General features: G+C 44.7%; 13 protein-coding genes and 1 pseudogene. 2 read left to right on the plus strand and 12 right to left on the minus strand.

Annotated features, from left to right (window positions below; all coding sequences use genetic code 11):
• Positions 1-366: 366 nt before the first annotated feature.
• The 9 genes and pseudogenes from AMS66_RS02345 to AMS66_RS02390 form a co-directional block, all read right to left on the minus strand.
• Complete coding sequence (locus tag AMS66_RS02345) at positions 367-1,542, minus strand: GntR family transcriptional regulator (RefSeq protein ID WP_236703091.1); 1,176 nt, start codon at positions 1,540-1,542, stop codon at positions 367-369.
• A gap of 100 nt (positions 1,543-1,642) precedes the next feature.
• Complete coding sequence (locus tag AMS66_RS02350) at positions 1,643-2,173, minus strand: HAD family hydrolase (RefSeq protein ID WP_053779262.1); 531 nt, start codon at positions 2,171-2,173, stop codon at positions 1,643-1,645.
• Between the two features lie 234 nt (positions 2,174-2,407).
• Entirely contained in the window at positions 2,408-3,388 is a 981-nt protein-coding gene (locus AMS66_RS02355) for a phosphotransferase enzyme family protein (protein ID WP_053779263.1), read from the minus strand.
• 388 nt (positions 3,389-3,776) lie between these two features.
• Entirely contained in the window at positions 3,777-4,343 is a 567-nt protein-coding gene (locus tag AMS66_RS02360) for a hypothetical protein (protein WP_053779264.1), read from the minus strand.
• A gap of 5 nt (positions 4,344-4,348) precedes the next feature.
• Complete coding sequence (locus tag AMS66_RS02365; RefSeq protein ID WP_053779265.1) at positions 4,349-5,932, minus strand: glycosyltransferase family 39 protein; 1,584 nt, start codon at positions 5,930-5,932, stop codon at positions 4,349-4,351.
• A gap of 259 nt (positions 5,933-6,191) precedes the next feature.
• Positions 6,192-6,341: pseudogene (locus tag AMS66_RS02370) on the minus strand (helix-turn-helix domain-containing protein); the annotation flags it as partial.
• A gap of 85 nt (positions 6,342-6,426) precedes the next feature.
• Positions 6,427-6,636 carry a helix-turn-helix domain-containing protein gene (locus AMS66_RS02375; RefSeq protein WP_053779267.1) on the minus strand — a complete coding sequence of 70 codons (210 nt, stop codon included), beginning with the start codon at positions 6,634-6,636 and terminating at the stop codon, positions 6,427-6,429.
• Positions 6,637-7,343: 707 nt separating this feature from the next.
• On the minus strand, positions 7,344-7,730 hold the full coding sequence (locus AMS66_RS02385; protein ID WP_053779269.1) for an iron chaperone: 387 nt from the start codon (positions 7,728-7,730) through the stop codon (positions 7,344-7,346).
• Between the two features lie 43 nt (positions 7,731-7,773).
• Positions 7,774-8,436, minus strand: a complete 663-nt coding sequence (locus tag AMS66_RS02390) for a M48 family metallopeptidase (protein ID WP_053779270.1) — start codon at positions 8,434-8,436, stop codon at positions 7,774-7,776.
• Positions 8,437-8,605: 169 nt separating this feature from the next.
• Between AMS66_RS02390 and AMS66_RS02395 the strand changes: the two genes are divergently transcribed.
• On the plus strand, positions 8,606-9,370 hold the full coding sequence (locus AMS66_RS02395; RefSeq protein ID WP_053779271.1) for a GNAT family N-acetyltransferase: 765 nt from the start codon (positions 8,606-8,608) through the stop codon (positions 9,368-9,370).
• 54 nt (positions 9,371-9,424) lie between these two features.
• Here the strand turns inward: AMS66_RS02395 and AMS66_RS02400 are convergent, their stop codons facing one another.
• Positions 9,425-9,844 (minus strand): ester cyclase, encoded by a 420-nt coding sequence (locus AMS66_RS02400; protein WP_053779318.1) that lies wholly within the window; start codon positions 9,842-9,844, stop codon positions 9,425-9,427.
• 182 nt (positions 9,845-10,026) lie between these two features.
• Positions 10,027-10,929 (minus strand): SDR family oxidoreductase, encoded by a 903-nt coding sequence (locus AMS66_RS02405; RefSeq protein WP_053779272.1) that lies wholly within the window; start codon positions 10,927-10,929, stop codon positions 10,027-10,029.
• Between the two features lie 178 nt (positions 10,930-11,107).
• Between AMS66_RS02405 and AMS66_RS02410 the strand changes: the two genes are divergently transcribed.
• A complete protein-coding gene (locus tag AMS66_RS02410; protein ID WP_053779273.1) occupies positions 11,108-12,091 on the plus strand; it encodes a MerR family transcriptional regulator in 984 nt (327 codons plus the stop codon).
• A 26-nt stretch (positions 12,092-12,117) separates the two neighbouring features.
• Here AMS66_RS02410 and AMS66_RS02415 read toward each other — a convergent pair whose 3' ends face one another.
• Positions 12,118-13,578: an alpha/beta hydrolase family protein gene (locus tag AMS66_RS02415; RefSeq protein ID WP_053779274.1), complete on the minus strand. Its 1,461-nt coding sequence runs from the start codon at positions 13,576-13,578 to the stop codon at positions 12,118-12,120.
• Positions 13,579-13,724 lie beyond the last annotated feature (146 nt).

The raw sequence follows: 13,724 nt of genomic DNA on the forward strand, positions 1-13,724 counted from the left end.
ATTTCGTTTATTGCCAACACTCGTACGTTCATTTCTTTTGGCCCTGCAGGTCATTTCCCAGGATGTATGGTGGCGCTTTCCGGAAGGCCCCCTTTCATTCTTTAAGATAAGTGGCATATCTTCACACTAATATATGTCATTGACATATACAATGATATAAAGTGTAAATCTTTCTCAGAAAAAACTTCATATAACTACTATAATTTACAATATATTTGCATAAAAAAACGACGAATATAACATATCATGTATTCTCAGAGTTTGAACAAGATAACAAATTATATATGTCACTGATATACAAAGAAAACCTCCCTTATCATTAAATCAAGATAAGAAAGGCTTAAATGAGCGGAACCATATCAATGTTTATGGATTAAGATTTCGTACGGAGCTTCGTTCGATAATGGTTGTGTTTACCTTGATTGATAGCGCTCCTTCTCGGGAATTCTCCATACGTTTGCACAGCAAATTCACTGCTGCTTGTCCAAGCTTCTCTGTGGTTTGTCTTGCCGTAGTCAGCGGAACGGGCAAAAGACTCGCCAACTGGATATCGGAAAAACCAATAATGGACAGCTCTTCAGGTACCCGCTTGTGGATGGACAAGGCCGTATACAAACAGGAAGTCGCGATATAATCATCCGCACATACAACAGCTGTCATTGCGGGATTACTTTGAATGAAATGCTTGAGCTGGAGATTCGCCCCATTCAGGTTAAGCATGTAATCCTCTGCACAATCCAGGCAAATATTGCGACCATTGACAGGCAGTGCATAGTCCAACATGGCTTGTACATATCCCTTATAGCGGTCCTCCCGGCTCGTCACTCCATCAAACGGCATGGAGATATATCCAATCTCCCGATGTCCTCTATCGATCAAATATTCCGTCAAGTTATAGGCTCCCTGATAATGGTCATGGTACACACAATCAATATTGACCTCACGGAAGATTCGATCGATGATTACCAGTGGATAGTTTAGCAGATTAAGCTCCAGCACCTTTTCGCTGCAACGAGTTCTTCCCCGGGGGAACAGAATAATTCCATCGATTCCTTCTTCGTACAGCTCTTGCAGGCAGAAGCTCTCATCCTCTTTATCCGTAGTGATCCGAATGAGCAGCTGACACCCGCATTTACGTGCTTCCTGCTCGACGGATGCTATAATTCTGGCCACATAATCATCCATATTGGGGAACAATAAGGCAATTTTTCGCTTTATAATCTTCTCGTCTGTAGTTATATTACCCGTTAAGAGCTCCTTGGGCGGGCCGCCTAAATAATCACCCGATAGAAATGTGCCCCGCCGAGCCAACCGATAGACAATGCCTTGTTTCTCCAAAATTTGCAGCGCAAGCTTGGCCGTCATACGACTGACCGAATACAGTTTGGCGAGCTCGCCTTCCGACGGTACGGGATCATGTGGCTGCAATTTCCGGCTACGGATTTCTTCCATCACCAAATCGGCAGTTTGCAAGTACAACAACGGCTTCCGATGTGGTTCTTCCATGTGAACACCTACCCCAGTTCCGGATTTTACGATCATTCTATCATTTTCTCATGTAAAAAAGTAAAAATAGCCCTGGAGCAGAAGGTTGAATGACATTCTATCCTTCTGCTCCAGGGCATGGCAATCACACATTTATTTATTTGACCTCGGCATTCAGCCGTTCAATAAGTTCAAGCAACTCCAGCGGTTCACCGACCGTGTGAGTCGGACGTTCTGTCTCATCCACCGGCTCATGGGGATAACGCGGCGTCCAGCTCTGAAAGATGCTGGTGATGCCAAGTGCGTTGGCTCCCTTCATATCACGACTCAGGTTATTGCCAATCATCACTGTTCTGGAAAAATCCCCTTCGGACAAATCAAGAGCTCCAATTGCTGCCTTGAACATCCGCGGGCTTGGCTTGCTGGCTTTAATATTTTCCGAAATAATCATTGCGCTAAAATAATCATGAAGTCCATGCTGCTTAAATACGTTCTTGAAGGATTGTGCATCGCCGTCAGCAACCAGAGCTAGCGTGTACCCTTGTTCATGAAGCTTTTGAATCGTGATATCCGCACCCGGAATCAGATCCGCAGTGAGAACAATTCCTTCTTCGTCCCGAATCTCGGTCGATTCATCAACGATGGTATCGCCGCTGTCAAAAAAGATAATTAGCTTTTTGTCGTCCATGTTCGTTATGACCTTCCTCTTCATTCAATTGGTGAAACTGCTTGCCGGTTTCCACTTGACCATGTAATCCAACATTGATGTTCTAATAAAAGGTATAGCGCTTAATCTAATGTTACAATGGAGACGAATAAAAAATCAATCATTATTTCGTTGTGCTTGTGTGGATACCTGATTTAAGCTTAATCATCTCGACCGAAAAAGTAAGCAGGGTTAATTGGGCGGTAGTTGTAGGTTCTACTGCTTACCGAATTGCTTTGCTTTTTCTGCCATCGCTATATCCAACCTTGCTCTTAATCCACTCATCCATTCCGGCTCATGCGCCCATTGTTCTGCTCCAGATCGAAGCACACGTACGTAACCGTACAGATTGGCAAAGCGACGGCATGCAGGGAACATCGACTCCATATCATAGGTGTCTCCTGCTTCTGCCCAATATCCTTGCAGGAATATTCGCTTCTTCTTCTCCCATTGCTCCGGCTGGATTTCCTCCTGTAAACTATCGAGACTCTGCTCCACATCCATTGCGTACCAGTGGTACATAGCGTCATCGAAGTCAATGGCGTAACAGGAATGACTCTCCTCGTCATAGAAGACATTATCCAGTTCAAAGTCATAATGAATTAACCCGAAGTTCTGCTGTGTAATGGGCCAATCTGCAAAACAATCCCGGAGAACTTCTACCTCATTGAGCGCCGCAGTCTCGCCGGGGAACTCCTCCAGCACGTCCTTAATCCAATCCAGTACGTCGGTATAAGTCCAGCGTGTCGCCTGTTTGGGTCTGTATTCGCGGGATAAACCATGCAGCTTACCCAATGCCTCACCAAAGCTATACACGATCTGGTCATTTAAATCGATACTACCTATCTGGTTACCGGGAACTCGTTTGAATACGGAGGCATAATACATTCCCCAAGGCGTATGAGCCTCTACCAACTCTTTTCCTGCATGGGAAGCTACAGCTTCCATGACACCATATTGGTTTAGTTTAAGATAGGACAGAAACTCCAGCTCCGCTGCAAGATTGGTTTGATTTTTCTCCTCTACCGGGGCAAAACGAAGCAAGTGAACCTTCCCCTGATCCCTGAACGGATACACGGCATTGGAGGATATACGATAATACTGGAACATGTCCAGTGACTCCGGATCATAACTCCAGTTTTTCAAAATCATCTCGGCGAGATCGTTATTATGGAATAAATATTTCAGTTTTAACATGGGCATATCTCCTTAGTGGTCGTTTAATGTAGAACGTTTTTAGAGTTCCGAATCCTATTTTTGCGCGCAAAAAGCCGCAGGCTATGCCTGCGGCTTTAAAAATTCTGGATACACGGGTTTACTTGCATAAGCAAATAAACCTCGTGCATGCCAGGAAAAATGAGCAGTTATATCCCTATATGTCGGCAGAAATCAGATCTTCACATAAGCAAACACCAAATGCTTCGCCATGTGTCCGTTGCTCTGCCGGATCTATTCAGTTCGTAATCACCTTAATTGTTGTTGTAACGCTTTGCATCATCTTAGCCCGTCGTTTCATGACGCTCACTCCTTCCGAAAAACAAGTTATTTCCATAATACTCCATCAAGTAATCATAGGCAATGAAAATCAAGACTGTGTAACAACCATTCGCTCTACGGTCTCGGTGTTCTCCTTATACCAAACCATAATGACATCTCCCTCTTTCAGATCAGACACCTGAATAGATGAATTAGCACTCTGATTGTTACCCGGGGCACCCATGCCCATGCCTTCCGTGATATCCACATCCTCACTGATGTTCAATATCATTTCGATGCCCGTATCTGTCATGTCTGTACTCCCGCTTCTGGAGGCGCTTGGTTGTCTTCCATTTCCATTAGTCGAGCCTATGGATGAGTTGTCCTGCACCTCAAGTAACGAGATCGTGACGGTACTCCCTGTGGCAGAGATCACTTTGCCTGTAAGATCGGCATTCATCATCCCCCGCATCTCGTCCGGGCTGCCTGTTCTGCCATTCATCCCTTGCCCTCCACCTCTCTGTGCTCCTCCATTCATCATTCCGCCACCGTTCATGCCTTGTGCAGAACCGGTATTCGTTATGTTCTGGGCAGTAATAGCATCACAAGCAGAGAGCAAAACTGAGCAGGTCAGCAGCAAGAGCATAGCCGATGTGAGATAACTATTTTTTCGCATACGGATCACCTTTTTCTCAGGGAAGAACGTTCCCAGCCAAGTTTTCTATGAAACATGAAGTTATACGCATCTTTGAATCCCATGTACGACAATACAATCAGCAGCGGATATACGGGGTAGATATACCTCGATTTAATCTCCCACAAAATATAGAACCCGATAAATCCGAGAATAACCAGAATCAAAGAGATTTCGTCATACCTCTTTCCACGAATCCCACCGACCAAGCGAATGAAAATAAAACAGTACATCATGAAATTCATCACATAAACAATCCAAAGCACCCCCGTCCGGTAGACGGAATCTCCCTTGAATAAGTCTGTTACCGCATTGGTATAACTGTAGGAGCCGGCAATTCCGCCACCTCTTCCTCCTCCCATACCCGAGGAGCTTTCGTTGCCGATGCCATATCGATCCATTTGGTAGGTACCTTCGGTCCAGGTCCAAATGATCTTTTTGTAATACATCTGCGCCAAGTCACTTAAGCTGGCTTCCGACAGCTTGCGTTCAATCTCCTGTTTGTACAGTTCTGTACTTTCAGCTTTATTATAATTGGCTTCTCTCTGATAGATCTGGTAGCTCTCCATATTGTCCCAGAAGCCGAATCGTTCCAAATTAATACCCATGTTCAGCCACATATAGACCGGTGCCGAATTTATCCCAACAGGCTCACTTACAGCACCTGAAGATTTCAAGACAGCATTCTGAGTCCACCCTGGGACGTTAAACAAAATAGCTAGCACGAAAATGGAGGTAAATAATTTCTTAAATCCAATACTTCTCATATTCAGTAGAATGGTTAAAATGGCGGCGATCAGCACAATCACGCCGACGCTTCGGAAGTAGTTGCCAATCGCGAGCAGAATGGCGGCAATTATGATGGTTTGCCAAGATTTTTCACGTATAAACCGGATCAAAAAGTATAAACAAGACGTGAGAAATGCCGTGGCAATCACATCGTTATAGATCAGGTTGTTCAGGAACAGGGATGGCAGATACGTCGCCGCGAAGATCAGAACCCCGTAATCACGTTCCGTGGACTTGTTATTTAACTGTTTATAAATGAGATAAATCATTAATGTCGTTACGGCTGAGAACAAAATATTGGACAGCTTGATCACCAGATAATTATCCAGGAACAGGTACAGCAATGTTTTTAGATACAAGACGGTAGAAAAGTTGAACGGGAACATGTGCAGATATCCTCCTGTTTCAAACGAAGAATAATCCTGATCGTAGAGCATGTTCATCGCGAGCGAAAGCACCGTCTGTGAATCATCCGTGGGCACTCGTGGAAATACAAAGATAATTACGACTTGAATGGCCATAGAACATAGCAGCACTACCGGAATAACAACCTTCGGGTTAAATTTGTTCAGCTTCAAGCAAAGGCGGTATAGCAAGACACCAGATACAAGAAGCAATGCAATCACCGGGATAAAAATACTCCACTGCTGCGTGCCCAGAATCGGATTATCCCCGTACAAGGTGTAGTTGTACTGTGCCCGGACAAACAGAGACGAAACGATAAACATTCCGACAAAAACAAGCAGAATGAGATAAAGCGACTTATGGATCACCTTAGACATGCCAAAACTCCTTTTCCAGTACAGGATTCGGGAATAGTATAATGCCTCTACCTGAAAAAAGGCTGAATTCAGATTCGTGATTAAGAATGCTCATTGGGGGATGATTTCAAGCACAAAAAAGACCGTCCCTTGGATAAGGTAACGGTCCGTATGTCTATTTTTCAAAAAGAGTATATGGGCTTAAGCTAATCGTTGAAGATCACTTCTCTTCCTTAATAAACTCAATAATATCCTGGATCTCACAATCCAAAGCCTCTCAAATTCGATTCAGCGTATCGAACTTCACGCCATCTGTTTCCTCATTATATAATTTGGCAATCCCATTTCTATGTAGTCCGGTTAGTCGGGATAAATCGGCAATGTTAATTCTTTTCTCTGCCATAATTCGAGATAAATGAATCTTAATCATACATGTTCTCCTCCAAACAAACAGGTATAACGCCATGATTGTAAAAGTGTACCCCCAGCCTGGTATTGCCTATTAAACATGACTTCTAGTCAATATACTTGATTAGGTCGCCTGGCTGACATTCCAGTGCTACACAAATTTTCTCAAGGGTGTCGATTGTGATCGACTTGACTTCAAAACCGCTATCCGTTACCCATTGTCCAATGGTATTCGGACGAACTCCTGTTTTTTTAGCCAAAGCATACATAGACATACCCTTATCCTTCAGAACTTGTTCGAGAGTGAATTTGATCATCTGAAAACATCCCTTAACATAAAATATAGTAACTCTTTACGTTAATAACTAATCGAGTTATCATAACTATATGAGTTATTAAATCTCTATAGTTCAATTCATAGAAAGTAGGAGAATGCATGATAGAATCTCTGGAATCTTTGGCAGAACCGTTAATCCGAACGCGCTTAGAGTTATTATACAACAATTTGTCTCACACGCAGCCTGATTATACCCAACTATCTGAAGAATCTGATCATTATTTTCATACCATTCGCCAAGCTTTACCTGAACATCTGAATCAGACCATTTTTTTATATGAAGATACTCAATTTTCTATGCAAACACTTCTGGAAAGAGAGATTTATTTACAAGGGCCCTGCAACTAATGAGCGAGTTACATATACACAGATTCTGACGCCATAGCTTCTTACATTCTAATGCTTACCTTCGGTACGCTCATCGTTGCCATTCTGTCCGATAAACGCAAATAGACCGCCCCCCATAGCAAGGAATGCGATCTATTTATGGTCATCTATCTAAGCGAAGCCCACCGCCCTTAAAAGCGGCTATTGCTCAGAGAGTCGTGTTACCAGCACGGCTCTCTGAGCATTTTACGTCTAATCTGCTCTAATTATACCATACTCAAATCTTTGAAGTCACATATAAAACCGTGTTAATCCTCATACAATTCCTTATACTCGTGCATATATTTACGGTACCATCCACTACTTCTTTCGTTTCTTTTCCCGAGACTTTTCCACATTCGCTCGCACCCGAAATTCCACGATCCGGCGAATCAATTCTTCTGGCAATGGTTGATCCAAGGGAAATTGCACCGATCCTTTGGCTCCTTTATACCGTGAGAGTTCTTCCTTAAACGCTTCGATCCCACTGGCACCCGGATAAAATCCGATATGCTTGGAGTAAGCTGCAAAATGAACCAAGTTTCCGTGCTCTGCATACGTTGGCATCTTGTAACTGATCTTCTCCACGGCATTCGGAGCGGAATTGCTAATAATCTGTCTTAATGATTGTAATTTGACCTGTACATCCGAAGGAAATTGCGAGATATATTTATCTACCAGCACATCAAAAGAGGTACTCTCTGACATCTTGAACTCCTTCCACCACGTCCATTCGTGGTATGGGCATTTTTCACAACGTCATGGCTCGGCCATTTCGCATTAGATAATCCTCCTTGGCTTTGTAGTCAGGCATAATACTGCCCACTCGGCGCCAGAACGAACGATCATGATTCATATGATGGATGTGGCATAACTCATGAATAATCACGTAATCAATCACCTCTAGTGGAGCCATCGCCAAGCGGTAGTTAAACGTCAGCTTTTTATCCCAACTGCAGCTTCCCCACTTGGTCGCCGATTCCACGATATCCACAGACTTCGGCTTTACCTTCAACGCCTGCTGGTAACGGCCGATGCGTTCGCCGATCATTCTTTTACACTCGGCAAAATAAAACTTCTTCAGATTCGCACGCAAATCCTCTTCCGAACATCCCTCTACGTCAATTAACTCATGCAGCGCATGTTCTTTGCCAAAGAGCAGAAACTTTCCTTTGCCTGCCTCTTCATATTCTTTCGCTTGAGGACCGTCCAACGCCTGCTGCATCAGAGCTGATTTTGTCAAAATTACTTCCCCATGCTGCTCCACAAGTTGTTGAATCATTTCTTCACTGGTGCCATTGGGAGCCTTGATTGTGACCATATAAGGCAAATCCATTGTGATGGAGACTTTCTTGCGTTTACCATATTCAATATGACAGGTAATAGGATGATTGTTTATTTCAATAGTTAGCATAACCTGCTCCACTTCTTCCAATATTTCAATGTCAAAATTCTGATTTATTCATTCAGATTGTAACCTATTCAGTAACTCCATGCATAATGTTCAGCGAATTATAATTCTTTTATTGAATTTTTATTCATAAATATGTATTATTATCAAATTATAAGATAGGAGGATAGATATGACCCCTACATCGAATCCGGATTATAAAACCATTGAGGAACTATCGCTCAACCATTGGCAGCCCTTATCCACCTTGCTTTTTGACGGATGGGTACTGCGTTTTGCACAGGGATACACGAAGCGTGCCAACTCCATTCAACCTATCCACTACTCTACCCTGGATGTTCATGAAAAGATCGAGCAATGCGAGCTTATCTACGCTTCCAATCAATTAAGTACCATATTCAAAATTACGCCGTTTATCCAGCCGGATCATCTCGACCAGCTTTTGCATGACAAGGGGTATGATGTTGTGGATCTGAGCCGGGTTCAAACCCGGAGCCTGGAAACCATTAAGGAGCCTGAGCACTCTGATGTAAAAATGGACGAACAGTTAACCGGAGAGTGGCTGGATCACTTTTGCAGATTGAATCAGCTGAATGATATGCATCGGGAAACGATGGAACTAATGTTGAACAATATCCGTACGCGCACAGGTTTCATCTCGCTGTTCATCGACGGACAAGTCGTTGCTTGTGGATTCGGTGTGGTGGAACGAGGCTATATTGGATTGTATGACATCATTACGGACACTAACTTTCGGAATCGGGGATTGGCCGAGCAAATGATCCTTCATCTGTTGCATTGGGGAAAAGAGAATGGCGCTACCTCCAGTTACCTGCAAGTAGTTGCTAATAATGTACCCGCATTAAAACTGTATGCCAAGCTTGGCTTCTCGGAAATCTATACCTACTGGTATAGATTCAAGGAATCCAAGGTCTGATCTAGATCGGACTTTGGATTCGAGCAATATAAATAATAAATTAATAGCTGGTTCTCAGCTCTGATTGCGCTCCAATTGTTTTTCGATTCCCAGCCTGTCAATCTGAATCCAGTATTCTGCAATTCGCTCATTCTCCACCCGATATACCGCACTCGCAATTTCAATCACTGGCAGGTGGGTGGGCGCATATCCATCCACTTCTCCGACATGAGTACCCACTTGTCTCCAGCGTACATAAACTTTATCTCCCTGTGCAAGCAACTCCTGAATCTGCAGCGAAAAATCTCCGTACGCCTCCATCATTTCCCTCACAGGATCCGCGTAGACGGAGGGCGTTCTTGTGACTGTCACTTCCTCTTCCGAGATAACCTGGTGAGCCAGTACCTGCTCGGCCATCAGTGTATTGGCATAATCAAGATTGCGACCCGAGCGCACTTCTTCAAAAAAAGTTCTGACAATCTGTTCTCGCGTCATCCGATCCACTCCATTTTTCGTTTTATCATGCATTTTACCAGAAGGAATTATCATTTACTAATTTTTCCGCAACTTCAAGTACGAATTTAATTTATAATAGTGAGTCGACATTTATTAAATTTTTCATAAAAAAAGAAGGCACTCCGCCCTTTCTGGACGTAGTACCTTCCTATATCCCAATATTACGGACTAACTGTACCGCCATTGGCGTTCAATGTCTCACCGCTCACATAGCTGGATTCCTGGCTCGCCAGGAACACAAACGCAGGCGCCATTTCCGCAGGCTGTCCTGCACGACCAAGCGGAGTATTGGAGCCGAAATCAGCAAGCTTCTCTACGGGCTGTCCACCAACGACCTGCAGTGGTGTCCATACCGGACCTGGTGCGACGACATTCACACGAATGCCTTTGCTGCCGACTTGTTGAGCCAGCGCTTTGCTGAATGTGTTGATTGCTGCCTTCGTTGTCGCATAATCCAGCAGGATTGGAGATGGCTTGTATGCTTGAATAGAAGACGTGTTAATGATGGAGCTGCCTGCTTTCATGTGTTTTACAGCTGCTTTACAGAGCCAGAACATCGAATAGACATTGGTTTTGAATGTCGCATCAAATTGTTCTGTGGTCAGGTCGGCAATCTGTTCAACAAACTGCTGTTTCCCTGCCACGTTGGCAAGAATATCGATCCCGCCGAGCTCTTTTACAGCAGACTCAATGAGTTCTTCGCAGTATTTCTCATCCTTGAGGTCACCTGGAATAGCAACAGCCTTGCGGCCTGCTTCTTCGATCAGCTTAACCACTTCCTTCGCATCGGCTTCTTCCTCAGGAAGGTAAGCCAGAACGACATCCGCGCCTTCACGAGCAAAAGCAATGGCTGCTGCCCGACCAATTCCGCTGTCTGCTCCGGTTACAACAGCTTTGCGTCCGGTCAGACGCCCGCTGCCTTTATAGCTTTTCTCACCCGCATCAGGAACAGGAGTCATTTCCCGCTGAAGCCCCGGCTCCTCCTGCTGCTGTTTCCAATCTGGTGTTGCCTTCGGATATTGTGTCGTCGGATCTTGCATGGTGTGCTGGTCTTGATTAGCCATGTTCAATTCCTCCTCGGAATTATTTATTTTATTATGTTGTTTTCATAAAAGTTGCACTCTTTCCTTTGTAACCGAGATGGGCGGAATTTAAACTGGCTCTGAACATTTCCATGTCAAACCTTTCGACTTTGAATCTCCAGTGGCTGGAGGTTGTATAATAGATGCTGAGGTGATTTCATTGAATCAAAGCAAAGATACTTATTCAATCGGTGAAGCTGCCAAAATGATCGGCTCGACTGTCAAAACGATTCGTTATTACGATGAAATCGAGTTGCTCCGGCCCTCTTTTCATACGGAAGGCGGTCACCGCCTCTATACACCGCAAGACGTGTGGCGCCTGGAGCTGATCACAACGCTTCGCTATTTGAATTTTGGCATATCGGATATTCGCAAGCTGATGTCCGGTGAACTTGGAGTGTCACAGGCGTTGGACTTACAGATCGAAGCCTTGGAAACCCAGATCGGAACAATGAATTCTATGCTCTCCATTCTGCAACAAGCCAAACAGCATGAAGCAGAAGATACTCTCCATTCCGGACAGTCCCTTACCTATGTTTCAAGTCTGGTGGATTCGCTGACCGCCAATGCCCAAAAAAGAAAACAATTCGTTTCCACCAAAATGGAAGAATCTCATCTGCTAGACGGCATTCCGCACGAATGGAGAATTTCGTTTCTGCATTTTTTCGACAAATACATGATGAAAGAAACGAAGCTGTCTGCCCAGCAAACACTGGCATGGAAGGAAGTCCAGGAAATCATCAACGATCCCGCCTACATCGCCGATCTGGCCCGTCTCGAACTTCCCTTCTTCACTATGGCGAATCATCCACAGATTGAGGCAGACGCCTGGGTGAAAAAAATGGAGACCCTCCGCATTCGTGCCACCGAAGCTATGGAGAAACGTTGGCCGTTAGATAGCCCTGCAGTGCAGAGCATGGTGTGGGATTTTGTGATGATGTACGCCAGTATTGAACATGCTGGAGATCCGGAAGCATTTTTTCGCAAACAGGCTCGATATATGCTCGACTCTGTAACAGAGCGCATCCTTCGTTTTAACAAGCTCTGCAAGACCGTGAATCCCGAATGGAGTCAGATCGTAGACGGCATTAATCTATTGCAGGAAGGCATGCGTCTGCGATTAAAACAAATGGAAGAAGACTGAATTTCAGTCTTCTTCCATTTGTACGTTCAACCTTTTTTCAATGAATAGGATGTATGTTCTCCCACTTCACTGTCCAACTGGAGCGATTGTCCTTTCAGATAGTGGTTGAAGAAATCGATCGTTGTATCGTTTACGATATGGTGTGCTCCCTTTGCATCTACACCCTGTGACCATTCGAGAATGGGAGATATCAGATAGAGGTCCGAGAAGCTCAGATGTTTGGTATTCCTCAGCTCCATCCAGTAGTTTCCTCCCGCGGTCAATGGTTCATAACGTGCATACACTTCTTTGTAGTATTTCTCGGCTTCCGGACGGGTGGTGCCCATTGCTGCAATCTCGTCGTCACTCATGACACTTGTACCTGCAACGGTTGTATCCGCGCTCATCATGAGAAACGGTTTGCCCACACCTTCAGCAGGGATGCGCTTCTCACCAAACAATACGCCGTCCATGTTCATGCCTGCTTTGACACGAGGATCATCCATCAGTATCTGTACTGTTGTTGCCCCGCCAAATGAATGTCCAAACATGCCGATGTTGTCCAGATCCATATGACCTTTAAAACGCCCGTTTGGATCATTTGCAGCCAGCTTTTCCACTTCATCCAGCACAAATTGCGCATCCTTCACCCATGTCTCGTTGAGCTTGTCCATATAACTGAATTGCAGCTGATCGAAACCTTCCTTGCCCTCGGACTCAAACTGCGCCACACGCCCATCCGGGAACACGGAGACAAGGCTGCTGTACGTATGATTAATGCCCACAACTATATAACCTCGGCTGACCAGCTGCTCCACCTGGAACGTATTTTGGTTTTCATAGCCATTCAGGCCATGAGAGAAAAGGATGACCGGATACTTGGCTTCCGCATCAGACAATGATGCCTCCTGAATAGCATGGGTTTTGACTACACTTAGGCTCGAAAATAAAAGCTTTGGCAGCTTCAGCACATCATTAAAGGCTGTTGCATAGACTTTCGGATCATTCACATACGGAGCCGTTGTTCCCTTCGTGTCTTTATCCGTCGGGTACCAGATCTGAACCATGAGTTCCCTTTTGTCCCCGGCTGTACTCGTCAACAGTTCCTCCCGGCTCTCATCCGTCCAATCGTAGGATACTGTACCAATCCCGTAAGGTCCTGTTGGTTTATCAAACGAAAATACCGGGAACAGAAGCGGTAGCCCAATGGTCGCAGCAGCGTATACCAATACCAACAGGGATGTTCCAATGATTCGAACTCGTCCGAATTTCCGCACCACGGTTGATGTGGACGCCTTAGCGAACAACACAATCAGTGGAACCAGTGTGAGCAGATACGCCGGAATCATGGGCCAACGCAATCCCTCAATCACCCCATGAACCAACAACAATACGCCCGATATGATCAATCCTCCCCACACCATGTTCCGAGGTTTATTCCGTCCCCCAATCAACCACACCAGCATTACGACATTGAAAATAAGATAAATCCATTCTAATGTCCTCATCTTTCCTTGCCCCCTTCTCTGCCACAATTGAATTTGAACGATATCGTGTAGCAGCTCTTCTATTCCCAATCATAAAACCTCCAGTAACAGGAGATTCAAGTATAAATTTTGAAAAATAAAAAAATGCACTCCCTGTATGACACTGG

Source organism: Paenibacillus xylanivorans (genome assembly GCF_001280595.1).
GTDB classification, from domain to species: Bacteria; Bacillota; Bacilli; order Paenibacillales; family Paenibacillaceae; genus Paenibacillus; species Paenibacillus xylanivorans.